The 23,371-nt window shown below is 71.8% G+C and carries 16 protein-coding genes; 5 read left to right on the plus strand and 11 right to left on the minus strand.

Annotated features, from left to right (window positions below; genetic code table 11):
- Positions 1-111 precede the first annotated feature (111 nt).
- Positions 112-981, minus strand: coding sequence for an alpha/beta fold hydrolase (locus tag ABD329_RS00580; protein WP_198278151.1), 870 nt, complete (start codon positions 979-981; stop codon positions 112-114).
- A 151-nt stretch (positions 982-1,132) separates the two neighbouring features.
- Here ABD329_RS00580 and ABD329_RS00585 point away from each other — a divergent pair, with 151 nt between their 5' ends.
- Both ABD329_RS00585 and ABD329_RS00590 read left to right on the plus strand, forming a co-directional pair.
- Positions 1,133-1,645 carry a CGNR zinc finger domain-containing protein gene (locus tag ABD329_RS00585; RefSeq protein WP_198278152.1) on the plus strand — a complete coding sequence of 171 codons (513 nt, stop codon included), beginning with the start codon at positions 1,133-1,135 and terminating at the stop codon, positions 1,643-1,645.
- A gap of 143 nt (positions 1,646-1,788) precedes the next feature.
- On the plus strand, positions 1,789-3,549 hold the full coding sequence (locus ABD329_RS00590) for an MOSC and FAD-binding oxidoreductase domain-containing protein (RefSeq protein WP_198278153.1): 1,761 nt from the start codon (positions 1,789-1,791) through the stop codon (positions 3,547-3,549).
- 38 nt (positions 3,550-3,587) lie between these two features.
- On the opposite strand, the gene ABD329_RS00595 is transcribed toward ABD329_RS00590, so the two are convergent.
- Complete coding sequence (locus ABD329_RS00595) at positions 3,588-6,662, minus strand: AfsR/SARP family transcriptional regulator (RefSeq protein ID WP_309142766.1); 3,075 nt, start codon at positions 6,660-6,662, stop codon at positions 3,588-3,590.
- Positions 6,663-6,920: 258 nt separating this feature from the next.
- On the opposite strand from ABD329_RS00595, the gene ABD329_RS00600 reads away from it, so the two are divergent.
- On the plus strand, positions 6,921-7,460 hold the full coding sequence (locus ABD329_RS00600; protein WP_198278154.1) for a GNAT family N-acetyltransferase: 540 nt from the start codon (positions 6,921-6,923) through the stop codon (positions 7,458-7,460).
- A gap of 43 nt (positions 7,461-7,503) precedes the next feature.
- Here the strand turns inward: ABD329_RS00600 and ABD329_RS00605 are convergent, their stop codons facing one another.
- The 7 genes from ABD329_RS00605 to ABD329_RS00635 form a co-directional block, all read right to left on the minus strand.
- A complete protein-coding gene (locus ABD329_RS00605; protein WP_344315774.1) occupies positions 7,504-7,914 on the minus strand; it encodes a VOC family protein in 411 nt (136 codons plus the stop codon).
- Between the two features lie 72 nt (positions 7,915-7,986).
- Positions 7,987-8,532: an MPN domain-containing protein gene (locus ABD329_RS00610; RefSeq protein ID WP_344315775.1), complete on the minus strand. Its 546-nt coding sequence runs from the start codon at positions 8,530-8,532 to the stop codon at positions 7,987-7,989.
- A gap of 169 nt (positions 8,533-8,701) precedes the next feature.
- A complete protein-coding gene (locus tag ABD329_RS00615) occupies positions 8,702-9,361 on the minus strand; it encodes a helix-turn-helix domain-containing protein (RefSeq protein WP_198275655.1) in 660 nt (219 codons plus the stop codon).
- Positions 9,358-9,603, minus strand: a complete 246-nt coding sequence (locus tag ABD329_RS00620) for a peptidoglycan-binding domain-containing protein (protein ID WP_306420085.1) — start codon at positions 9,601-9,603, stop codon at positions 9,358-9,360. The genes ABD329_RS00615 and ABD329_RS00620 overlap by 4 nt, the downstream gene beginning before the upstream one ends.
- Positions 9,519-11,048 carry an L-piperidine-6-carboxylate dehydrogenase gene (amaB, locus tag ABD329_RS00625; RefSeq protein ID WP_198275656.1) on the minus strand — a complete coding sequence of 510 codons (1,530 nt, stop codon included), beginning with the start codon at positions 11,046-11,048 and terminating at the stop codon, positions 9,519-9,521. Before amaB ends, ABD329_RS00620 begins: the two co-directional genes overlap by 85 nt.
- A 22-nt stretch (positions 11,049-11,070) precedes the next feature.
- The gene (gene hglS, locus ABD329_RS00630; RefSeq protein WP_198275657.1) at positions 11,071-12,468 is read right to left on the minus strand and encodes a 2-oxoadipate dioxygenase/decarboxylase; all 1,398 of its coding nucleotides are present in this window, start codon (positions 12,466-12,468) and stop codon (positions 11,071-11,073) included.
- A 30-nt stretch (positions 12,469-12,498) separates the two neighbouring features.
- Positions 12,499-13,671: an NAD(P)/FAD-dependent oxidoreductase gene (locus ABD329_RS00635; protein WP_198275658.1), complete on the minus strand. Its 1,173-nt coding sequence runs from the start codon at positions 13,669-13,671 to the stop codon at positions 12,499-12,501.
- Positions 13,672-13,844: 173 nt separating this feature from the next.
- Here ABD329_RS00635 and ABD329_RS00640 point away from each other — a divergent pair, with 173 nt between their 5' ends.
- Positions 13,845-14,807, plus strand: coding sequence for a LysR family transcriptional regulator (locus ABD329_RS00640; RefSeq protein ID WP_198275659.1), 963 nt, complete (start codon positions 13,845-13,847; stop codon positions 14,805-14,807).
- A gap of 31 nt (positions 14,808-14,838) precedes the next feature.
- Positions 14,839-15,273, plus strand: coding sequence for an amino acid permease C-terminal domain-containing protein (locus tag ABD329_RS00645; RefSeq protein ID WP_309142632.1), 435 nt, complete (start codon positions 14,839-14,841; stop codon positions 15,271-15,273).
- On the opposite strand, the gene ABD329_RS00650 is transcribed toward ABD329_RS00645, so the two are convergent.
- Positions 15,270-16,058 (minus strand): thioesterase II family protein, encoded by a 789-nt coding sequence (locus ABD329_RS00650; RefSeq protein ID WP_198275660.1) that lies wholly within the window; start codon positions 16,056-16,058, stop codon positions 15,270-15,272. The genes ABD329_RS00645 and ABD329_RS00650 overlap by 4 nt on opposite strands.
- The gene (locus ABD329_RS00655; RefSeq protein WP_198275661.1) at positions 16,055-23,341 is read right to left on the minus strand and encodes a type I polyketide synthase; all 7,287 of its coding nucleotides are present in this window, start codon (positions 23,339-23,341) and stop codon (positions 16,055-16,057) included. The genes ABD329_RS00650 and ABD329_RS00655 overlap by 4 nt, the downstream gene beginning before the upstream one ends.
- Between the last annotated feature and the right edge of the window lie 30 nt (positions 23,342-23,371).

Raw genomic sequence — 23,371 nt, forward strand, 5'->3', positions numbered from 1 at the left:
AACGGAGCCCGCCCACCGGCCCGCAACCCGAAAGGATGCCCATCTACCGCTGGATGCCCCGGCCGGTACGACGAATTGTGCGTCCGCCGAGCAGGCTCGACGCTCTGAGCGTCAGGTGAGGACGCGGGCGAGGAAGCCGCGGATGTGCTCGGTGATGGTCCGAAGGTGGCTTTCCAGGGCGAAGTGCCCGGACTCGAGGAGGTGGATCTCGGCGTCGGGCAGGTCCCGGCTGAACGCGGTGGCGCCGTCGGGGCCGAAGATCTCGTCGTTGGCGCCCCAGACCGCGAGGAGCGGGACCTGGGAGTCGCGGAAGTACTGGTGGACCCGTGGGTAGAGGTCCACGTTGGTGGAGTAGTCGCGGAAGAGCCTGAGCTGGATCTCGTCGTTGCCGGGCCGGTCCAGCAGCGCCTGGTCGAGGACCCAGTTGTCGGGGCTGACCAGGGTGGGGTCGGTGACGCCGTGGGTGTACTGCCAACGGATGCTCTCGGGGGTCAGCGCGCCGCGCATGGCGGCTTCGGTGTCGGGACCGGGCGCCTTGGCGTAGGCGAAGACGCCGTCCCAGAAGGGCTTGACGAAGCCCTCTTCGTAGGCGTTGCCGTTCTGGGTGATGATCGCGGTGATGCGGTCCGGGGCCCGGAGGGCGAGCCGCCAGCCGATGGGGGCGCCGTAATCCTGCACGTACATCGCGAACCGGTCGATGCCCAGCTGCCTGAGCAGACCCGAGGTGACATCGGTGAGGGCGTCGAAGGTGTACGGGAAGTCCCGCTGGGCGGGCATCGCGGACAGACCGAATCCAATGTGGTCGGGGGCGATGACGTGGTAGCGATCGGCGAGCGCCGGGATCAGGTGGCGGAACATGTGCGAGCTGGTCGGAAAGCCGTGGAGGAGTACGACGGCGGGTGCCTTCGGATCACCGGCCTCCCGGTAGAAGACGTCGTGGCCGTCGACCGTGGCGGTGCGGTGGTGGACTGCGGAGACCATGACCTAACCTCTCTGCTGAGCTTCAGTGGTTACATGTCCAGTCGAGCACGCTTGATCTAACCTGTCAAGCTGACATAGATGGTTAGGTACGGTCGCTCGGGTCCCTGTGTGTAACCTGTCAAGTGAAACGATCTGGTTAGGAGGTGGCGGGGTGGCCGACCGAGAACGGCAGGACCTGCTCCTGGAACTCCTCAACACCACGCCGGTCGTCAACGGCGTCGCCCAGGACCAGCTGGCGGATCCCGAAGCGGCCAGGTCCTGGCAGCGCGCGCACGGCGGCAGCGGCAGTGCCGAAGAGCGCCGACACCTCCTGAAGGCGCGGGACGGCTTGCAGGACGTGGTGCGGGGCAGTCGCCCCGCCGCGTCGCTGGCCCCGCTCCTGGAGGACGTCATCTCTCGTCCGCACCTCTCGTCCGCGGGGGTGTCATGGGAGGTGGAGGCCCCGGCGGAGCGCCGGATGGCGGTGGAGGCCGTCCTGGCCTGGAGCGCTTTGTGGGAGGCGATGCCCGGTCGGCTGCGGATGTGCGCCAACCCGGAGTGCCGACTGTTCCTCATCGACCGCAGCAAGACCAACAAGGCTCGCTGGTGCTCGATGGCCGTCTGCGGCAACCGTATGAAGGCGCGGCGCCACTACCAGCGCACTCGCGACGCGATGGCCGAATAGGCGAAGCTCGCACAGCTCCCGGACAATGAGTAGAGAAGTCCGAAAAGCGGACGAATTATCCGCGAACGCATCAAGCGGGTCATGCACAGATCACGGCGTCATGAGGGGCTGCGCCAGTCGGCCACCCTCGCAGGAGGTCCGCGATGGCGACGCTGCTGTCCGTCAACGTAGGAATGCCCAAGGACGTCCCCTGGCAGGGAAGGACCGTCCACACCGGAGCCTGGAAGGCCCCGGTCCAGGGGCCCAGGATGGTGCGGCGACTGAACATCGAGGGAGACGGCCAAGGAGACCTGGCCGGGCACGGCGGCGAGATCCGGGCCGTGCTCGTCTATCAGGTGCAGTCCTACCACTACTGGCAGAAGCGGCTCGGTCGCGACGACCTGACCTTCGGGATCTTCGGGGAGAACTTCACCGTCGACGGTCTGCCCGACGACGAAGTGTGCATCGGCGACCGGTACCGCATCGGCGAAGCCGAATTCGAGGTCACCCAGCCCCGGGTGACCTGCTACCGCGTCGGCATGCGCCTGGGCGAACCCACCATGGCCGCCCTGCTCGTCGCTCACCACCGCCCGGGCTTCTACCTGCGCGTGATCACCGAGGGGCGCGTCCAGGCCGGCGACGACATCACTCTGACCCGCAGGGGCCCGGAAGCACTCAGCGTCGCCGACATCGACGCCCTGCTCTACCTGCCCGACCGCGACCCCGCGAAGCTGCGCAAGGCGCTGAACATCCCCGCCCTCAGCCCCGGATGGCAGCAGTCCTTCCGTGAACTCGCCGCCGCCCAGCAGCCCAAACAGGAACCGGGGTGGCCGGGCGAACGCGCCGCCGCCCAGCAGCCCAGGGAAGAGCCGGAATGGCCGGGCTTCAAGACCATGCGGGTCGCCCGCATCGTCCGCGAGACCCCCACCGTCTCGTCGGTCTACCTCGACACCACCGACGGCACACCCCTGCCCGAGGCCCGCCCGGGCCAGTACCTCTCCATCCGCATCGCCGTCGGCGACGCCGCCCCCGCGGTGCGCAGCTACTCCCTGTCCTCCACGCCCACGGCCGACGCGTACCGCATCAGCGTCAAGCATGAGCCCCACGGGAAAGTCAGCGGCTACATCCATACCGCGCTCCACCCCGGGGACCTCGTGGAGATCGCCAGCCCCCGCGGAACGTTCGTACTCGAGGACGGCACCCGCCCTGTGGCCTTCATCTCCGCGGGGATCGGTGCCACACCCGTGCTCGCCATGCTCCATCGGCTCGCCGCCACCCGGGACCCACGCCCCGTCTGGTGGATCCACATCGCCCATGACCGCGCCCACCACGCCTTCGCGGACGAGACCCACGCGCTCCTGGCCCAACTCCCCGACGCCCACGAGCACATCTACTACACGGGCGAAGCCCCGTGCCCCGATCAGCCCTCCATCACCCAGGGGCGTCCGAGTGCCTCATCGCTCGCGACGCTGGGTATCCCCGCCGACGCGGACGTCTACCTCTGCGGGCCGACCGCCTTCATGGACCACTTCGGCGGCGTTCTGCGCGATCACGGTCTGCGCCCCGAGCGGATCCATACGGAACAGTTCAGCGCCCTGCCCGCCATCAACCCCGGAGTCACGCCCACCGCCGCGCTGCGGCCGCACCAGCCACCGGGCCCACCGGGCACCGGCCCGCTCATCACCTTCTCGCGCAGCGGCGTCACGACCCCGTGGTCACCCGTGCACGGGTCACTCCTCGATCTTGCCGAAGCCTGCGACATCCCCACCCGCTGGTCCTGCCGCACCGGTGTCTGCCACACCTGCGTCACCCACATCGTGTCCGGTGACATCACCTACACCATCCCGCCCCTCGAACTCCCCGAAGCGGGCACCGTCCTCGTCTGCTGTAGCGCGCCGACCACCGAGATCGTCCTCGACCTCTAGTCGTCCCGGTCCGAGGGAGACGGCGCCCGGTGAGGTTGTCAGGGGCTCCACCACACCCAGGACATCTCGGCCTTGCGGTGGCACGCGCGGGCCCTGTCCGGCTGCCCCAGCCGCTCCAACGCCTGGCCCAGCACGCTCAGGATCGACCCACGGCGCCACTTGTTGCCGATGGAGCCGAGCGCCAGTGCCTGCTCGGCGTGTGTGGCCGCCTCGGCAGGGTGGTTCGACGCGAGGTACACCTCGGCCAGCCGGGCGTGGGTGGATCCCTCCCAGAGCCGTTGCCGGTTGTCGCGGAAGGTGTCGAGGGCCTCCAGCAGTTCGCTCACCGCCTCGGCATGCCGTCCTGCCCGGTGCAGGGCGATTCCCAGGGCGAGTCGGCCATTGGCGATGCGCCAGGTGCTGCCCAGGCTCCGCCGGAGGTCGACTCCCCGCGTGGCGAGGTCGACGGCGCTGTCGGCCCGGTCCGTGGCGGCGTGTACACGGGAGAGATTGGACAACACACTGGCCACGCAGGCGAGGTTGTCGTCGGCCCGGAAGCCGCGCAGGGCCTCGCGGAGGTGTGCTTCCGCGTCGTCGTACCGCTGCTGGTAGATCGCCACGACGCCACGTACGTTCACCGCGTGGCAGGCGGTGGTCGGGTCGCCCGCGGCGGTCGCGAGCAGGACCGCGCGGCGGGCCTCGTCGTCGGCCTGCTGCTGGCCCCTGGTGACGGGGAACATCCCCGCCAGCGCGAGGCGGGCCCGGCCCTCCGCGGCCGTGTCCCCGGCGATGTGGGCGGCATTGCCCACCGAACGGGCCGCCGCCTCGTACTGGAGGTAGTGCGTACCGGACTCGACCAGGTCCCGGGTGACCAGGAGGAGGTCCGCCGCGCGGCGGACGGCGCCTCTCTCCGGGGACTTGGCGCCCTGCTGGGCGCAGGTGAGGAGGCAGTCCGCCTCGCTGACGAGCCAGTCCAGCGCGGTGCGGGCGTCCGGGAAGTCCTGCCCGGGGTGGTCGGTGGTTAACAGGTGGTCGACGAGCCGGTCTCCCGGTCGTCCCATGGCGTACACGCGTGCGGCCGAGGCCATATAGAAGTCCCGCATGCGCGACATCGCGGCGGCTCGGCCCGTCGGCGGCTCATCCCGCTCGGCACGGTCGCGCGCGTAGATCCGAACGAGGTCGTGGTAGCGGTAGCGGCCGGGCTCGGGCGAATGCAGCAGGCTGGTGTCGACGAGCGACTCGAGTAATCGCTCGGCCTCCTGTGCGGTGACGCCGAGGACGGCGGTGGCCGCGGCCAGGGAGATGTCCGGCCCGTAGGTGAGCGCGAGCAGCCGGAAGGCCCGTGCCTGCGAGGGCCCCAGCTGCGTGTATCCGAACTCGAAGCTCGTCTTGACGGCCAGGTCCCCGGCCCGCAGTTCGTGCAGGCGGCGGTGGGCGTCGGCCAGGCGGTCGGTGAGGCTGCGCACGGTCCAGGCCGGGCGGGTGGTCAGCCGGGCGGCGGCGATCCTGATGGCCAGGGGCAGATAGCCGCAGGCGGCGACGGCCCTGCGGCAGGCGTGTGGTTCGGCCGCGGCCCGCTCGTCGCCGATGATGCGGGTGAACAGGGCCAGCGCCTCGGACTGGTCCATGATGCTGAGGTCCACCACACGGGCGCCGTCCAGGCCGGTCATGGGGGTGCGGCTGGTGATCAGCGCCGCGCAGCCCGGAGAACCCGGCAGCAGCGGGCGGACCTGTGCCGTGTCGTGGGCGTTGTCCAGCAGGACCAGCACCCGGCGGTCGGCCAGCACCGAGCGGTACAGCGCCGCCCGCTCGGGCAACGCCTCCGGAATCTCCGCGGGCGGGGTGCCCAGCGCACGGAGGAATGTGCCCAGTACGGCCGCGGGATCCGCGGGCTGGGCGTGGTGGCCGATGAGATCGACGAACAACTGCCCGTCGGGAAACCGCTCCCGGACCGCCTGCGCGACGCACACGGCCAGGGCCGTCTTGCCCACCCCGCCGAGCCCCTGCACCACGGAGATGGTCATCGCCGTCCCCTGGGCGTGCCGCAGCCGCTTGCGCAAGGTGTCCATGGCGGCGGTGCGTCCGGTGAAGTCGGCGAGTTTCGCCGGGAGTTGGGCCGGACGTGGCGCGGGCGAGGCCGTGGGTGCGGCCTTGGTCCCGGCCGGGAGCCTGCGTGGCCCGGCGAGCGTGGGATCGGCGCGCAGGATGCGCTGGTGGAGCCGGGCGAGTTCGGCGCTGGGCGCCACGCCCAGTTCCTCGGACAGGAGGCGGCGGGTGTCGGTGTACACACCCAGCGCCTCCGCCTGCCTGCCACTGCGGTAGAGCGCCGTCATCAGGAGTGTGCGCAGCCGCTCCCGCAGCGGGTGCTCCGCGGTCAGCGCGGTCAGCTCCGAGACCGCGTCGGTGTGCAGGCCCAGTTCCAGGTCGAGTTCGAGGCGCGCCTCCAGCAGGGACAGCCGCCACTGCTCCAGACGGGCGCGCTGGGTCCCGGCGTACGGGCCGGGCACTCCGGCCAGCGGCTGACCCTCCCACAGCTCCACCGCCATGTGCAGCAGTCTCCGCGCGCCGGTCAACTCACCTTCCGCCTTGGCGTGTTTGGCTCGTGCCTCGTAGTCCTCGCACACCGCGAGGTCCAGTGCCCCGGGCCGGATCCGCAGTGCGTACCCTCCCGCCTCCGACACCAGTACGCCGGGCCCCAGCGCTCGGCGAAGGCGGAAGGCGTGGGTGCGTAAGCTGGCGATCGCCTGAGGTGGCGGGGCGTCGCCCCACACCCCGTCGATCAGCTCGCTCGCGGTGGCGGTGCGTCCCCGCAGCAGGAGCGCGCACAACACGGCGCGCTCCAGCGGCCTGAGGACCGGGAGCGCCTGCTCACCACGCCAGATGCGAACGGGCCCCAGTACGGCGAACCGCGGTGCCGAGCCCGCGCCACCGGATGCCGAGGGGGCGCGGTGGCGCTGGGGGAGTGGGAACCCGAGGTGTTCCAGCGAGGCGCCGAACATGTCCTCCAGCACCCGCCGGCTCGACGGCCCGGGGTGCGGCGGATCAGGCTCACACCACCGGTGGAATTGCCGGGCCGATACCCGCTCCGGCTCTCCCAGACGGGCGGCGACATTGGCGTAGACCGCGAGAAACACCGCGGGGTGACTCCACTGACGCTCTTCGCACAGTCGCCCGAATACGGTTTGCCCCAATGCCGCCACGCCCCGGTGCCGCCGATTTCGTTTTGCCAGACCCTCGAAAACACCGTAGTCCCAGGCCGGTCCACCCGCAGCACACAACAGGCCGAAAGTCTGACGTGAAACTCCCGCGCACCCGGGGAATTCCGCAATCCGCTTGCACGCCTATTCGATCGGGGGGGCGGTTCCGTGCATTTTTCTGCCTAGACTTCCGCCGTGAACGACACCACTTACACCATACGGATCAGACCGGGCAATCCGGCCGACGCGCCGGCGGTGCTGGACATGCTCGACGCCGCGGTGGTCTGGATGAACGAGCGCGGCAACACCGAGCAGTGGGGCACGATGCCGTACTCGCGGCGGCCCGGCGGAGTGGCGCGGGTCGAGGGGTACCTGACCGAGAACGCCCCATTCATCGCGGAGCTGGCGGAGTTGGGCGGAGCGCCTGTCGGAGTGCTGGTGCTGGATTCCGGGCCCAGCCCCCAGATGCCGATCGCCCCGGCGGACGAACCCGAGCGGTACGTCCGGCTGCTGGTCTCCGACCGAGGGCACGCCGGGCGGGGCATCGGGGCGGCACTGCTGGCCCATGCCGTGGAGGAGACCCGGCGCGCCGGGGTGGAACTGCTGCGGGTCGATTGCTGGGCGGGTGGCGGCGGCGAACTCGTCGCGTTCTATGAGCGCAACGGTTTCACTCCCACCGAGCGCTTCCGGTCCGGGGCGTGGCCGGGGCAGGTGTTGGCGCGGCGGGTCGGCTGACGGGTGCGGGGCGCCGCCGCGAACGGTCGGCGCCCCGGCCCCGTTACGCGCCGTCCGCTTCGGCGGCCGGGCGGGGGCCGCCGAAGCCGTGGGCCGAGAGGTCGAACCAGTTGCCCTCCGGGTCGATGGCCCGGTATTCGGCGAACGGGCGGTTGGTGAAGCGCTCGGCGGGCTCGTCCGCGCCCGAGGCGACCAGGGCCGTGGATATCTCGGAGGTGTCGGCGACGTGGAAACCGAAGTGGTTCATGCCCACGGGGGTGTCACCGTCGAGTTGCTGCTTGATCAAGGCGAGGGTGAGATATCCGTCGGAGAGGAAGCAGCTGCCATCGGGATCCCGGTGGAAGAGCTCCATCTCGAAGACTCCGCCGTAGAACTCGGCCAGCTTCTCGGGGTCACGGGCGACAATGGCCAGATGGCGCAGTTTGGGCCTGTCCGGGGTGGACGCGTCAGACATGGGCAATTCCTCCAGCGGTCGGATACCGGCGGGGTGGCCGGTCGGGGGTGGGAATCGTGATGGTCATCGGCCTCACACCCCGACCACGGCCCTGGTCCTTATCCGCAGCGGCAGTTCGGTGCACGGAAGGTGGGGGCTCTCGGGTGGGGGCGGCGCCCAGGCGGCGAGGGCGTGGTACATGACGTCGCCGCGGCGTTCCAGATAGCAGATGAGGTTGACGGGCCAACCCGTGTTGCCGAAGACGTGCTGATCCATCGGGGTCGGGCGCTCGCTGAGGATGAGCTGCCGCTCCTCCGGTGGGCCGATGCGATGCCAGTCGGGGTGCATATGCACGGACCCCAGGATCTCCAGACCGTCGGCCTCGGCCTCGCGCGAGGCCCTCAGCAGGTCGTGGGAGTCGAGCCACCAGCCACGTGTCTCGTTCTCGTACGCCGGGCCGAAGAGCGGCACGATCGACTCGGTGAACTCACGGCGCGCGGCCGGGTCGGTGGTACGGGCATTGCGGCCGAACGTGACGCGCTCGACGGTCAAGGTCGCCTGGTCCGCCGAACCCACGAGGAGAGCGAAGCACGGCAGTGGTGTTTCGGAGGTGATGCGCCGGTACTCGCCGACGGCCACCTCGAGAAATTCATCGAGTGCCTGATCCTCTACCAGGACCGTACAACATTCACCTAAGTGCGACGCGCGCATGTCAAACCACCTATGGGGGTGTGGATGCCGAATGCGGTGGGGGAGCGGAGCCGTCGTACTGTACCCCGGCATTCTTTTGGACTCAAATGGCATGGACTCAAACAGCCTCCATGCTTCGAGCGAAGGCGCGCATGAGCCCGCCCGTCAGCGGGTCGACCATGGGTGTGAAGACGTTGCGGCGGAGCCGGGCGCCGGTGGAGGTGCGCAGCGGTGGGCCGAGCGCTCGGACCCGTGCGGGTGTGCCGCAGCCCATCAGCCCCGGGTCCTTGCCGACACAGCCCCGGGCATGGCAGGCGGGGGACGCTGGCGCGGTGGACGAGGCTACGTGCGCCGCGGAGTCCTTCGATCCCGTGTTCGCCAGGATCGCCACCCACGCCGCTGCCACTGCGGCTCCGACCACACACGCGGCCACGCCGACAGCGGCCCATCCGCGCAACCCGGCGCGCCTGCCGGGTCGTTGATCCGGCTCGGCCGGATGCGGCGGGCCCCCGGCCCGGCCGCTCCACTCCCCATCGGCGAGCTCCCACAGCGCCAGCAGGCGTCCGGGCGGTTCACCGGCCATCGTGCACAGCGCTTCGACGGCTTGGCGCGGGGCGAGTTGCTTGCCGTTGAGATAGCGCTCCCAGGAGGACTTGCTGTACGTGGTGCGCTCGGCCAGCGCCGCCATGCTCAGGCCCGTACGCGCCCTGAGCTCGCGCAGCGCCAAGGTAGGGCGGGCGCATGCGGAGGCGGTGGCGGGCGCGGTGGTGTCCTTCATCGTCGCAGCACCTGCCAGGTGTGCGGGCCGACAATGCCGTCGGGTGGCAGCCCGGGCTTCTTCTGTAGTCGTTTGACGGCCCGAGTGGTGTGCTCCCCGTAGACGCCGTCGGCGCCACCGGGTCCGGCTCCTCCGGCACGGGCCGGTCGGTGCCTGATCAGAGGAAGCTGACGCCCTGGGCGAGGGAGAGCTCGCTGGAGTAGTTGATGGTGTTCGTGGCCGAGCGCATATACGCCTTCCAGGCGTCGGAGCCGGACTCCCGGCCACCACCGGTGTCCTTCTCGCCGCCGAACGCACCGCCGATCTCGGCCCCGGAGGTGCCGATGTTGACGTTGGCGATGCCGCAGTCGGAGCCCGCGGCGGACAGGAAGATCTCGGCTTCCCGCTGGTCGCGGGTGAAGATGCTGGACGACAGGCCCTGGGGAACGTCGTTGTGCAGCGCGATCGCCTCCTCGAGGGTGTCGTACGTGAGGACGTACAGGATCGGCGCGAAGGTCTCCTCCCGTACGACGTCCGTCTGCGCGTCGACGCGGACGAGGACCGGCTCGACATAGGCGGCCGCGGGGGCGGCCCCGGCCAGGCGCCGGTTGCCGCCCGCCAGGATCTTGCCGCCCTGGGCCCGGACGCGGGTGAGGGCGTCGTTCATGGTGTCCAGGGCGGCGGGGGAGATGAGCGGGCCGACCAGCGTGGTGTCCTCGAACGGACTGCCGATGGGGAGCTTGCCGTAGGCGGCGGTCAGCCGCTCGACGAGGGTGTCGGCGATGTCGCGGTGGACGATGAGGCGGCGCAGCGTCGTACAGCGCTGGCCCGCGGTGCCGGCCGCGGCGAAGACGATGCCCTGGACGGCGAGGTCGAGATCGGCGGACGGGGCGACGATCGCCGCGTTGTTGCCACCGAGTTCCAGCAGGCTGCGGCCGAAGCGGGCGGCGACGCGGGGGCCGACCTCGCGGCCCATGCGGGTGGAGCCGGTGGCGCTGATGAGCGCGACGCGCGGATCGTCGACGAGCCGCTCACCGACGGCGCGGTCACCGAGCAGGAGACGGTGTACGTCGCGGTCCGCGCCGACCTCCTCCGCGGCCCGGGCGAGCAGGCGGTCGCAGGCCAGCGAGATCAGCGGGGTGAGCTCGGAGGGCTTCCAGATCACGGTGTCGCCGCAGACGAGGGCGACGGCGGTGTTCCACGACCACACGGCGGCGGGGAAGTTGAAGGCGGAGATGACGCCGACCACGCCGAGCGGATGCCAGGTCTCGGCGAGACGGTGGCCGGGGCGTTCCGAGGCGATCGTACGGCCGTACAGCTGCCGGGACAGGCCGACCGCGAAGTCGCAGATGTCGATCATTTCCTGGATCTCGCCGAGCGCCTCGGAGCGGATCTTGCCCGCCTCGATGGTGACGAGGTCGGCCAGGTCGTTCTTGTGCTCGCGCAGCAACTCACCCAGGCGGCGCACGAGTTCACCGCGGCGCGGCGCGGGCGTGGTGCGCCAGGTGCGGAAGGCCGTGCGGGAGGCCGCGATGGCGTCTTCGGCGACGGCGTCGGTGGCGGCGGTGAGCCCGAAGAGGTTCTCGCCGGTGAGCGGTGTGCGGGCGGAGAAGTCGCCGCCCTCGGCCACCTCGGCACCGATGGTGTCGAGAGCGGTACGGGCGCGGGCGCGCAGGTCGTCCGTGGTGGGCAGTGCGGTGCTGGTCATGGCGGTCCTCCGGGGTGAGGGGTCAGCTGAGGGCGGCGGTGAGGCCCAGCTCACGGGCGATGTGTGCGAGGGAGTCGTTCCGCTGCCGCGCGTAGAGGGCGAAGGGGTCCAGGACATCGCGGCCGATGGCGCCGGAGAGCCAGTCCGCGTCGTACGCCGTGCCCTGCTGGTCGCTGTGGCGGGTGCCCTCGCCGCTGAGGTTGGACTGGAAGATCCCGGCGGCGGAACGGGGCAGGAAGTCCTCGTAGACGATGGGCTCGGCCCGCACCCAGCCCCGCCGCAGCAGCTCGCCTAGGCTGGTGGGCGGAGTGCTGCCGTCGCGGGGGCGGTCGGGGTGGAGGTGGTAGGTGAAGTAGGCGAGCCCCCTGGCGGCGAGTTCCCGTTCGCTGCCGGGCAGATGCCGCTCCCATACGCCACGCGCGATCTCGCCCCGGGAGGCCGAGGGGCGCTGGGACAACTGCTCGTCCACGCGGGCGAGGAGTTCGTCGTAGAGGGCCCGTCCCTCGCGGGTGAGGGCGATGCCACGGGCCTCCACCTCCCCGAAGCGGACCCGCAGGGCGCCGCTGATGATGCCGCCGTCCGGGGTCCGCATCGCGCGGGGTTCGGCCAGGGCCCGGAAGGAGGTCTGCCGCAGCAGCACATCGGGGCCCTGCCAGGCCGGCGGGCCCTGGATGGTGTCGATCATCTCGATGCCGCGGTCGGTCATGCGCCGGTACAGCTCGTCGATGTCGAGGACGCGCGGGGTGAGGTGGTTGATGTGGGTGCTGCGCACACCGCCGATGTCCGCGGCCACGGCGGAGACCCGTTCCAGGGTCTCGTACCAGCTCTTGTCGACCGGCTCGGCGGACAGCTCGAATGCCCCCACGGCGAGGTGGAGAAACCGCTCGGCCTCCTCCTGGGGCAGCTCCCGCTCGGCGGTGGCGCGGTCGGCCAGCGCCAGCAGCTCGGGGGGAAAGAGTTCGCGGTCCGCGAGGAAGGCTTCCAGGCGCGAGCGCAGCTCGGCGTCGAAGAACCGGGGGTCGGCCGGGGTGAGCATGGAGGTGAACACCCGGAAGGGATTGCGCGCCAGTTCCTCGCCGTCCACCGGCCGGAAGGCGGTGGAGACGACGGGGACGGCGCTGGCCGCGGCCTCCCGCAGGTCGTAGAAGCCCACCGGGTGCATGCCGAGGGCGCCGAAGATCCGGGCCACTTGCCCCAGCTCCCGTGGTGTGCCGACACGGATGGCCCCGTGCCGCTCGGCCGTCACCCGGCTGATGGACCCGAGCCGCTCGGCATCGGCTCCCCGTGCGCGCAGTACGTCCTCGTTGACCTCGCGCGAGACATCCACCAGCGTGGTGTAGGCGGGAACCTCCTGCCCGTACATCTCCGACAGCCGCGCCGCGAACGCGGCCCTCAGCTGCCACTGGCTGAGCGTTGACATGGTCCGGCCTTTCGATCGGGGGTTCTCAGTTCACACCACGTGTGCTTCGGGGCGGGTCTCGGCTCCGTGGTGGAACCGGTCGGCGCCGAGCGGGGAGATGTCGGTGAACGGCTCACGCCCCAGGCACAGATCGCGTACCACCTCGCCGACCGCGGGCGCCTGAAGGAAGCCGTGGCCGGAGAACCCGGCCGCGTAGAGGAAGTTGGGCAGCTCGGTGGAGCGGCCGATGAGCGCGTTGTGGTCCGGTGTGACCTCGTACAGACCGGCCCATCCGCCGGCGGTCTCCATACCGGCCAGGGCCGGGGCGCGGCGGCGGGCGACGGTGCGGAACAGCTCCAGCCACTCCGGGGTCCAGGTGGTGTCGAAGCCGTCCTCCTGGTCGGGGTCGGCCAGCCCGAGCAGCAGACCGTCGTCGCTGTTGTGGAAGTAGGCGGTCGAGGAGAAGTCGATGGTGAACGGGATACGCGGGGCGGGTGGTGAGATGGGCGTGGTGAACGCCAGCTGCCGCTTCACCGGCCGGACCGGGAGGTCGACGCCGGCCATCTCCCCGATCCGCGCCGACCAGGCCCCCGCCGCGCAGATCACGGTGGAGCACGCGATGCGGCCGTGGCTGGTGTGCACGGCGACGACCCGGTCCCCGGCCGTACCGAGGCCGGACACCGCGGTGTGGGTGGCGATGGTGACTCCGGCCCCGGCCGCCGCCCGGGCGTACCCCTGGACGACCAGACCGGGGCGGGCGTGACCGTCGGCGGGGGAGTACGCGGCGGCCACGAGGCCATCGGTGCTGAGATAGGGACACAGATGCTGGGCCTCGTCGGGTGCGATCATGCGGCTCGGCACGCCCAGGCTGTTCTGGAGCTGAACCGCGGCCTCGAAGTCACTCGTCTGCTGTGCGCTGTCGAGCAGGAACAGATAGCCGACGGAGTCGAGCCGGATGTCGGCGCCGGGCCGGTGGCGGAACTCCCGGTAGGCGCGCAGGCTGCGGCTGCCCAGCTCGATATTGAGCGGATCGGAGAACTGGGCGCGTACGCCACCGATCGGCTTGCCCGAACTGCCGCGGCCGAGCTCGCCGCGCTCGACGACGACGATGTTCGTCACCCCGGCCTCGGCGAGGTGAAACGCGGTGCTCGCACCCATCACGCCGCCGCCGACGATCACAACATCGGCGGAGGCGGGAACGGTACGGAAGGCGGAGGAGGACAACAGGCCACTCCCTTCCAGGGGCCACCTCGCCGGATGAGGACGGGTCCATGCCCGGGGGTGGCAGGGCTGTCAGGACAGAGCGATGCCGATCAGCTATCTCCGCGTCATCGTGCAGCACACCAATCGTTGACGTCTATCAACGTTCCATGCTTCTGATCTTTTAGGATCCCTATATGGACTGGACGAGTGCGCAGCTTCGTTCGCTGGTGGAACTGACCAGACGCGGCACCATCACCGCGGTCGCGGAGGCCCTGGGATACACCCCAGGCGGGGTATCACAGCAGATCACGGCGTTGGAGAAGGCCACCGGCAGGCAACTGCTGCGGCGGGTGGGACGCCGGGTGGAACTCACCGACGCCGGGGCGACGCTGGCCCTGCACGCCGAGCGCATCCTCACCACGGAGGCCGAGGCCGTAGAAGCCCTGGAGCGCACCCGGAACGAGATCTCCGGGACGCTGCGGGTGGGTCTCTTCGCCACGGCCGCCGCCGAGATCCTGCCGCCCGCCCTGCGGCAGGTGCGCGAGACGCACCCCGGTGTGACCGTGCGCAGCCGGGACATGGACGTGGACGAGGTGTACGACGCGGTGGCCGGCGGAAGCGTGGACCTGGCGCTGGGGCTGGACTACCCGGACGTGCCCATCCCGCGTAATCCGTCCCTGCGGGTGCGGGAGCTGTCCCGGGAACGCTTCTCGCTCGCGGTTCCCACCGGGACCATGGCTGGGAGGTCCGGCAGGTCCGGTCGGCAGAAGGTCTCGCTCGCCGACACCAGGGACCTGGGGTGGATCCTGCCGTCAGCCGGCAGCTACTACGGCCGCGCCGTGCTCACCGCCTGCCGCCGTGCCGGTTTCGAACCGCAGGTGCTGCACGAGGTGACGGACACGGCCGCCACCCTGGCCCTGGTCGAGGCCGGAGTCGGGGTCAGCGTGGTGACGGAACTGATGCTCCGGCTGCGCCCGTCCTGCCTCGATGTCCTGGAGCTGCACGAGACGATGGAACGCCACATCGTGGTGGTGTGCCGCTCGTTCGCCGAGCACCGGCCGACGGTGGCCGCGCTGGTGGATGTCCTGCGCGCCTCGGCGGGTCGGCGGCCACCTGGGAATCAGCGGCAAAGCGGGGACACGCTCCTCACCCGCTGACGAGCCCTCCGAACAGCCCGCTGGCGAGCGCGTGGTGCGCACCCTCGGGCTCACCCAGCTGACGATGATCGCCGTCGGAGCGGTCATCGGCATCGTCTCCGCCGTGCTCGCGGGCGCGCTGCCCCTCAACGCGGTGGCGGAACTGACCAACATCGGAGTCCTGCCGGCCTTCATGGTGGTCTGCGCGTCCGTGCTGATCCCGCGCTGCCGGAAGCCGCACCTCAAGCGCGCGCTCCGATGCCCCGGGACGCCGGTGGTGCCCGTCCTCGGCATGGTCTTCTCCGGCTGGCTGATGTCGTTCCTGCGATGGGAGACCTGGGTGCGGCTGGGGGCGTGGCTCGTCGCCGGGCTGGTCATCTACGGCGCCTACGGCTACCGGCGCACCCGCCAGGTGATGCCCGGAGGGTCCGTGGACCTCGACACCCTGGACGACCTGGCCGACACCGAGGAGGCCCTGAGGACCTAGCCGGCTGCTGGACTCCGGTACGCGGTCAGCAGATCGTCCGTCAACTGACCGACCACCTCCGCCACTTGGGTGCGCAGATAGTGGTGGCCACCGGGAAAGTGGTGGACCCGGGCGTCGGCCGCCGTACAGGCGCCCCACTCGTGCAGCGTCCCGGGGTCGACCATCGGGTCGTCGAGTCCGCCGAAGACGCTCAGCCGCGCGCGCAGCGGTGGCCATTCCCGGCGGGTGTGGTGCAGCAGCGCCACCGCGTCCGCGAGGAACGGGGTGTAGACGGTCCGGGCGAGCGCGTCGTCGGCCGGTGCCTCCCAGCCCATGATCTCGGTGATGGCGGCGATCCCGGCGCCGAGGTTGCGGGCGATGTGGTCGTCGAGTCCGTCGCGGCCCGGTGGCGGAACGGCGGACAGCGCGAGCAGATCCGGCTCGGTGCGCGAGGCCGACCGGAGCCGGTGGGTGGCCTCGAAGGCGAGCAGCGCTCCGAAGCTGTGGCCGAAGACGGCGTAGAAGCCGTCGGCTGGTGGCCGGTGCCGCAGGTCCGCGGCGACGGCTTCCGCGATGCCGGTGGCGGCCCAGCCGATGTCGGTGATCGACGGTTCCCCGGTGCGGGTGCCGCGGCCGGGCAGGTCGACGGCGACCAGGTCGAAGAGTTCGGAGAAGGCGGCGACCCAGGGCAGGAAGAACTCCGATCCGGTGCCGGACGGCGGCACGCAGTAGAGCCGGATCCGCGCGGTCTGCCGGTCGGTGAGCCGATTGAGCTCCGGGGCAGGGAACGGTGGGAGCGGTGTCATGCGCCCCGCCTGACCCGCCCGAGGAGGCGTGGGGCGAGTTGCCGGACCCCGGTCGCGGTGGCCAGTTCCATCGTCGGGACGACGCAGTCCAGCCTGCGCTGGAGTACGGAGCTCAGCTCGGCCGCCATCAGCGACTCCAGGCCGAGCTGGTCGAGCCGGGTGTCCGGGTCGATGCGCTCCGGAGCGGTGTGCAGTACCGCGGCCAGCGCCGAGACCAGCACCTCGGTGACGATGGCCAGCGCCTCCGGCTCGTCCGCCGAACGCACCAGCTCCGGTATGTTCCGGTCGGTGTCATGGGGGTCGGCGTCCGGGTCGGGCAGGATCTCGGCGAACCGCGGCGCGGCGACGGCGGGGAGGAGCTTCGCGGTCTGCGCCCAGTCCGTGTTCCCCACCATGACGACGTCCGCATCGGGATCGTTGATCAGCTCACCGAGAACGCGGGTGGCCGTGGTGGAGTCGAGCTCCCCGAACCCGGCCTGCCGCATGGTGTCGACCATGCCGGCCCGGTCGGCGTAGCCGGTGTCGGAGATGGCGCACCACTGCACGGCCAGTCCGGGCAGCCCCGCGGCCCGGCGCTGCCGGATGATCGCCTCGCCCGCCAGGTTGCCCGCGGCGTAAGTGCTCTGCCGGAGGTTGCCCGCGAGCGCGGAGATGGAGCTGTAGAAGACGAAGAAGTCGAGTGGCCGGTCGCGGGTGAGCCGGTCCAGGTGTGCCGTCCCGTCGAGTTTCGGGCTCACCACCGCGCGGGTCCGCTCGTCGTCGAGCTCCACGGCGGTGGCGTCGTCGAGGACGTCGTCGAGCACCATGGCGGCGTTGATGACTCCGCGCAGCGGACGGCCGGTGGCGTCGATCGCGGCCACCAGGCCCCGGACGGCCGCGGGGTCGGTGATGTCGGTGGCGTAGGCCGTCGCCAGCGCCCCCTCCTCGGCGACGCGGGCGAGCACCGCGTCGGCCTCCGGATGGGCGCCGCCGCTGCGGGAGGCCAGCGCGAGGTGGCGTGCCCCGCAGCGGGCCAGCCAGCGGGCGGTGGCGGCGCCGAACCCGCCCAGACCGCCGGTGACGAGGTACGTCGCCTCCGGGTCCAGGGCCACGGGGGGCCGTGGCACGCGTACGGGGACCGGCTCCGCGGGGTCGGTCGTGATGACGAGCTTGCCGATATGGCGGGAGTCCCGCAGCAGCGCCATGGCGTCGGCGATCTGGTCCGCCGGATAGATGAGGTGCGGCAGGGGCCGGTACGTCCCGGACGCCACGCGCTCGGCCAGTTCGTCGATCAGCTGCCCCGCCACCGGGCTGTCGCCCTGGAGCAGGCTGGTGAGGTCGACTCCGAAGAAGGAGAGGTCACCGGAGAACGGCCGCAGGGCGAGCGCGTTGTCGGCGAGGATGTCGCGCTTCCCGAGTTCCACGAACCGGCCGTGCGGGCGCAGCAGCTCCATGCCGCGGCCCAGCGCCTCCCCGGCCACCGAGTTGAGCACGACGTCCACCCCGCGCCCCTCGGTGATGTCGAGGACCTCATCGGCGAAGCCGAGGCTTCGCGAGTCCAGTACGTGTGAGTAGCCGAGCAGGCGCAGCAACTGGCGTTTGGCGGGGGTGCCGGCGGTGGCGATGACGGTGGCGCCGACGTGTTCGGCGTAGCGCAGCGCGGCCAGTCCCACTCCACCGGCGGCTCCGTGCACGAGGATCGTCTCGCCGTGGCGGAGCCGGGCCAGGTAGTCGAGGCCGTAGTGCACGGTGGCGAAGACCGTGGGGATGGTGGCCGCCTCGGTGAACGGCATGTGCTCGGGGACGGGGATGGTGAGCCGGGCCGGGCAGCGCACATGCGAGGCGAGGCTTCCCGACTGGGCGACCATCACCCGGTCGCCCGCGGCCCGGTCGGTCACACCGGCACCGACGCGGGTCACCACTCCGGCGCATTCGAGGCCGAGCAGCGGGGTTCCGGCCTCCGGTGTCTCGGCCATGGGCGGTACCAGTCCCCGGGAGACCATGATGTCGGCGTAGTTGAGCGCCGCCGCCCGCACCTCGATGACCACTTCTCCCGGTGCGGGTTCGGGCGCGGCCACCGCCGTCCAGGCCGGTCCGTCGTCCACCACGGCCAGGCCGAAGGGGCGGACGGCGTGGGTGGCGGGACGGCGCTCGGTGATCCGGGGTACGAAGCGTCCGCCCGCGGTGAGCACGGTCTCGTCCTCGTCGGTCCCGGCGAGCAGCTCCGCGCAGATGTCGGTCGCGGTCGCGCTGGGCGCCACCGCGATCCTGCGGATCCTCAGCAGGGGGTTCTCGCTGGTCAGGGTGCGGGCTTGGGCCCAGGCGGCGGCCGGGGCGGGGCGTTCGGGTACGGCGGTGTGCGCGCCGGGGGTCAGCACCCAGGCGCGTACCTCGCGGCTCTCGGGCAGCGCCTGGCAGGCGGTGACCATCGCCCTGAGGATCGCCGCCTGGCGGACGACCAGGCCGACGGGGTCATCCGTGTCCCCGGCGGTTTCGTCACCGAGCATGACCAGGATTCCGGTGCTCTCATCGGTGTCGTTCAGCGCGGCGTCCCATCGCGCGGCGCTGTCGGGGGCGTCGACATGGCGTACCGAGCGGCCCGGGCCGCGCAGTCGCGCCACCACGGATCGGGCCAGGTCGTCGAGGCCGTCCGTGACCACCAGGAAGTGGCCGGGCGCGGTGGCCGCGGGGTGCGGCACGGGCTGTTCGCGCGTCCCGCGGTCGGCGAGCAGGACCGAGCAGATGGGCTCCTCGCCGAGCTGGGCCACGTCGGCGAATCCGGCGGAGCGCAGCACATCGGGCCACTGCTCGCGGGCGAGCAGGGTGTCCTCGCGCAGATCGGTGTCGGTGAAGCCGGTGGCCGAGGGGAGCAGCCCGTAGCAGGGGGCGAAGAGGTCGTTGTCGTGGAACTCCACGGCGAGCAATCGGCCACCGTCGTCCAGGAGTTCGGTGACATGGCCGAGGGCCCGGCGCACATCGGTGGTGGCGTGCAGGACGTTGGCGGCGACCACCAGGTCGAAGGAGGCGGCGGCGAAGCCCTGTTCGGCGGGGTCCCGGTCCAGATCCAGCGTCCGGTAGTCGAGGAGATGGTGGCCGGCGAACCGGTGGCGGGCGCGCGGGAAGAACGCGCTGGAGATGTCCGTGTACGTGTACGTGGTGCGGTCGGCGGGCAGCCGGGGCAGCAGCCAGGCGGTGGTGGACCCGGTGCCCGCGCCCACCTCCAGGATCCGCAGCGGCCGGTCCGCCGGCCAGACGTCCACCAGCCCGGTGAGCAGTTCCCCGGCCATCCGGTTCAGGTAGTGGTGCACCACGGAGGTGGTGTAGTGCAGTTCGGCGAGGCGCTCGGTGTCCGAGAACAGCAACCCGACCGGATCCACGTCCCCGGTGAGTACCCCGGCCAGCCGCGGACCGCAGTGCGCGTACAGGAGCAGTTCCGGCGCCATGGCGGGGAAGTCGCGCAGCAACTCGGTGAGGAGCCGGTCCGGTTCCGGGGTCCGGTCGAGCACACCCTCCCGTTCGGCGAGTGCCCGCAGGTTCTCGTACCGCCCGCGGTCGGCCGGCCGCGCGCCCTTCGCCTCCAGCTCGGCGAGCGCGGCCGTCACGAAGTGGCCGGTCAGGTGTTTGACCCGGCGTACGAAGGTGGGGCTGTCGTGGCGTCGGGCCGCCTCGTTCAGCGCCGCCACTTCGGTGGCCCGCAGGGCGGCGAGCGCGGTGGCCGTCGGCAGTCCAGCCGGGCCGGTGGCCCCGGGCAGCGGTGCGGCGCGGAGCGTGCTGACGATGCGGTCGATGCCGCTCGCCGCTCCCTTGTTGCGGCGTACGTGGACTCCGCGCAGTTCCATGGCGACGGTGCCGTCCGGATCGGCGACGGTGATGTCCACCACCGCCTCGCGCAGCGTCAGACGGCGGGCCCGGATCAGTGCCACGCCCCGGTCGGCCGGGGTCCGCCAGAAGCGGACCCGTTCCAGCTCGGCGGGGAGGAACTGGTGGACCTGCCCGTTCTCGGCGTGGGGGAGCAGCGCCGCGATGGATTGCAGCGTGGAGTCGATCAGGGCCGGGTGGGCGTGGAACCCCTGCGCCCCGGAGGGGTTGGCGTAGTCGGCGAGCACCATGTCGTCGGCCACGGTGAGCCGTTGGACGCCGCGGAACGCCTCCCCGTACGCCAGCTCGACCTGCCGCATCCGGTCGTAGTGCCGTTCCCCGGAGATCTCGGTGCGGGCGGCCGCGCGGAGGGCCGCCACGTCGAGGGGCGCGGGGGGCTCGCCGTGCAGTCGGCGCACCCGCGCCTTCGCGTGTTCCCGCCAGTCCTCGCCGCCCCGGCGGGCGGCCACGCGGAGTACTTCACCGGCGAGGTGGGTCTGCACGGTGGTGTCCATGCCGGGGTCGTCCCACGGCAGGACCAGCGCCTTGCCGATGTCGAGGCCGGTGACCTCCACGGCCCCCTCGTGGCGGGTCCGGCCCGCCGCGAGCGCCATCTCCAGGTAGGCGGCGCCCGGCATCACCACCGACCCGCTGACCCGGTGGTCGCCGATCCAGCCGTGCCGGGACGGTTCGACCGGGGTCTGCCAGGTGGGTTCCGCGGTCGGCAACCGGTCGCCGAGCAGCTGGTGTCCCGACGCCCGGCCGCCGCCACCGGGCCCTGTCGTCCACCAATCCGGGGCGCCGTTGAGGTGGTGTTCGCGCTGCCATGGGTAGGCGGGCAGCGGCACCACCCGGCCGCGCACCGGGAACCAGGTGTCCCAGTCGACCTCGGCCCCGGCGGCGAGCACCGCCGCGCAGGTGGTCCGCACCGCGGTGGCGCCCGCCGCCTCGCGGGACAGGGTGCCGACGGTGGTCACCGGCCGCTCCGCGGTGGCGCACTGCCTGCGCAGATAGCCCAGCAGCACCGGATGGGGGCCGATCTCCACGATGGTGCCGCAGCCGTGTTCATCCGCCAGTGTGGTGACGGCGGGGCCGAACAGCACCGGCTCCCGGATGTTGCGCCACCAGTATCCGGCGCCCAGCTCGGTGCCCGGCAGCGTCCCGCCGGTGACGGTGGAGACGAACGCCGTGGTCCCGGCCTGTGGGGCGAGCCCGGTCAGTGATGTGCGGAGCCGGTCCCGGATCGGCTCCATCGAGCGGCTGTGGAAGGCGTGGTCCAGGTTCAGCTCCCGGAAGAAGACACCGCGGCGCAGCAACTCGTCGCCGAGCGCGGAGAGTTCTTCCGGGGGGCCGGCCAGGGTCACATCGGTGGGGCTGTTCACTCCGGCCAGCTCCAGGTCCCGGCCCTCGATCAGCGCGGTGACCTCGTCGGCGGACAGCCCCACCGCGGCCATCCGCCCGCCACCCGCCGTCTGCGCCTGCGCGAGGCCGCGTTCGGCGATGACCCGGCAGGCCGACGCCAGGTCCAGCGCCCCGCAGGCGTATGCCGCGGCCACTTCGCCGACCGAATGTCCCGCCACCGCCGCGGGCCGGATGCCGCGCTCCCGCAGCAGCGCGGTCAGCCCGATCTGCACCGCGAACAGCAGCGGCTGGGCGATCTCGGTCCGGCGCAGTTCCGGCCGCGCGGACCTCAGCTCCGCCAGCACCGACCAGCCCAGGTGTCCGGCCAGCGCGGCGTCCACCTCGGCGACGGCGTCACGGAACGCCGGTTCGGCGTCCAGGAGTTCGGCGCCCATGCCCGCCCACTGGGCGCCGTTGCCGGAGTACACGAACGCCACCGGCCCCGGGGTCGCGCCGATGGAGGTTCCCCCGCCCCCGGGGGCGCCCTCGGCGATCGCCTCCAGCAGCGCGGCGGCCTCTTCGGCGCTGTCCGCCACGACGGCGGCCCGTTCACGGTGGTGTCCGCGCCGCAGGCAGCTGGTGTAGGCGAGGTCGTAGAACGGGTCGGTGGTCTCCCGGAGCCGGGCGGCGGTGCGGGTGACGGCCTCGGTGAGCGCCTCCGGGGTGGCCGCCGAGACCACCACCGGCAGGGACGTGACCTCCGGCGGCGCGGCCGCGGAGGGCACGGGCGGCGGGCCGAGGACGGCGTGGGCGTTGGCACCGCCGAAGCCGAACGAGTTGATCGCCAGCGCCCCCGGGGCCAGGGGCCGTGGCGCGGTCACCGGCTCCAGGCCAAGACCGGAGAAGTCGATCGCGGGGTTGAGCGGTTCGGCGTGCAGCGACGCCGGAATCACCCCGTGGCGCAGCATCAGTACGCATTTGAGCAGACCAGCCATGCCCGCCCCGGACTCCAGATGGCCGAGGTTCGACTTCACCGAGCCGATGGGGAGCGGAGCACCCGGGCCCGCGCCGAGCGCATCGCCCAGCGCCCGGCATTCGATCGGGTCGCCCGCCTGCGTACCGGTGCCGTGCGCCTCCACGTAGGACACGTCCTCGGGGCGCACCCCGGCGCGGCGGTGCACCTGGCGCATCAGCCGCTCCTGGGCCTCCGCGCTGGGCAGCGACAGTCCGGCGGTGCGCCCGTCCGCGCCCACTCCGGTGCCGAGGACAACGGCGTGCACGGTGTCCCCGTCCGCCTTGGCGTCGGCGAGGCGCTTGAGCACCACCACCGCGCCGCCCTCGGCGCGGACATAGCCGTCGGCGTCCGCGGAGAAGGAGCGGCAACGGCCGCTGCGGGAGAGCATGGACGCCTTGGAGAACCCGATGAAATCCCCCGGGCTCAGCAGCAGGTTGATCCCGCACGCGAGCGCCACCCCGCCGTCCCCCGCGCGCAGTTGGGCACATGCCTGGTGCAGGGCGACCAGGGAGGAGGAACAGGCGGTGTCCACCGCCATGGACGGCCCCCGCAGATCGAACAGGTGCGAGATCCGGTTGGCGGTGTTGCACAGCGCCGCCCCCGCCATCGTGTACGCCGTGATCGCCTCCGGGCGGGCGTACTGGAGCTGGCCGTAGTTGGCGTTGCTCACCCCCACATGGACCCCGGAGTCCGAACCCGCGAGGGTCCCCGGATCGATGCCGGCGTCGTCGAGGGCCTCCCTGGCCATCTCCAGCAGCAGCCGCTGCTGCGGGTCCATCCGGCTCGCTTCGCGGGGCGACAGCCCGAAGAACGCGGCGTCGAATCCGGTGATGTCCGCCAGGAACCCGCCCGCGGCCGTGTACGCCTTTCCCGGGCGCCGTGGATCGGGGTCCACGAACCGGTGCGCGTCGAACCGGTCCGCGGGTATCTCACCGACCAGATCGCGGCCGGCCGCGAGCGCGTCCCACAGCCCCTCGGGCGCCGTGATGCCCCCCGGGAGTCGGCAGCTGAGTCCGACGATGGCGATGTCGCCGGACTGCTCCTCGCGGGAGAACGGAGCGGGCGGTGCGGAGGTCGTTTGATGTGCCATCAATCCCGACCCTACCAACGAGACCCCACG

This window comes from Streptomyces javensis, from assembly GCF_039525925.1.
In the GTDB taxonomy this organism is placed as follows: domain Bacteria; phylum Actinomycetota; class Actinomycetes; order Streptomycetales; family Streptomycetaceae; genus Streptomyces; species Streptomyces asiaticus.

What these genes read in the sequence shown, in the direction of transcription:
- ABD329_RS00580 (WP_198278151.1), bottom strand. Translation starts at nt 981, where the DNA reads ATGGTCTCCGCAGTCCACCACCGCACCGCCACGGTCGACGGCCACGAC.
- ABD329_RS00590 (WP_198278153.1), top strand. Translation starts at nt 1,789, where the DNA reads ATGGCGACGCTGCTGTCCGTCAACGTAGGAATGCCCAAGGACGTCCCC.
- ABD329_RS00605 (WP_344315774.1), bottom strand. Translation starts at nt 7,914, where the DNA reads ATGTCTGACGCGTCCACCCCGGACAGGCCCAAACTGCGCCATCTGGCC.
- ABD329_RS00615 (WP_198275655.1), bottom strand. Translation starts at nt 9,361, where the DNA reads ATGAAGGACACCACCGCGCCCGCCACCGCCTCCGCATGCGCCCGCCCT.
- amaB (WP_198275656.1), bottom strand. Translation starts at nt 11,048, where the DNA reads ATGACCAGCACCGCACTGCCCACCACGGACGACCTGCGCGCCCGCGCC.
- hglS (WP_198275657.1), bottom strand. Translation starts at nt 12,468, where the DNA reads ATGTCAACGCTCAGCCAGTGGCAGCTGAGGGCCGCGTTCGCGGCGCGG.
- ABD329_RS00640 (WP_198275659.1), top strand. Translation starts at nt 13,845, where the DNA reads ATGGACTGGACGAGTGCGCAGCTTCGTTCGCTGGTGGAACTGACCAGA.
- ABD329_RS00650 (WP_198275660.1), bottom strand. Translation starts at nt 16,058, where the DNA reads ATGACACCGCTCCCACCGTTCCCTGCCCCGGAGCTCAATCGGCTCACC.
- ABD329_RS00655 (WP_198275661.1), bottom strand. Translation starts at nt 23,341, where the DNA reads ATGGCACATCAAACGACCTCCGCACCGCCCGCTCCGTTCTCCCGCGAG.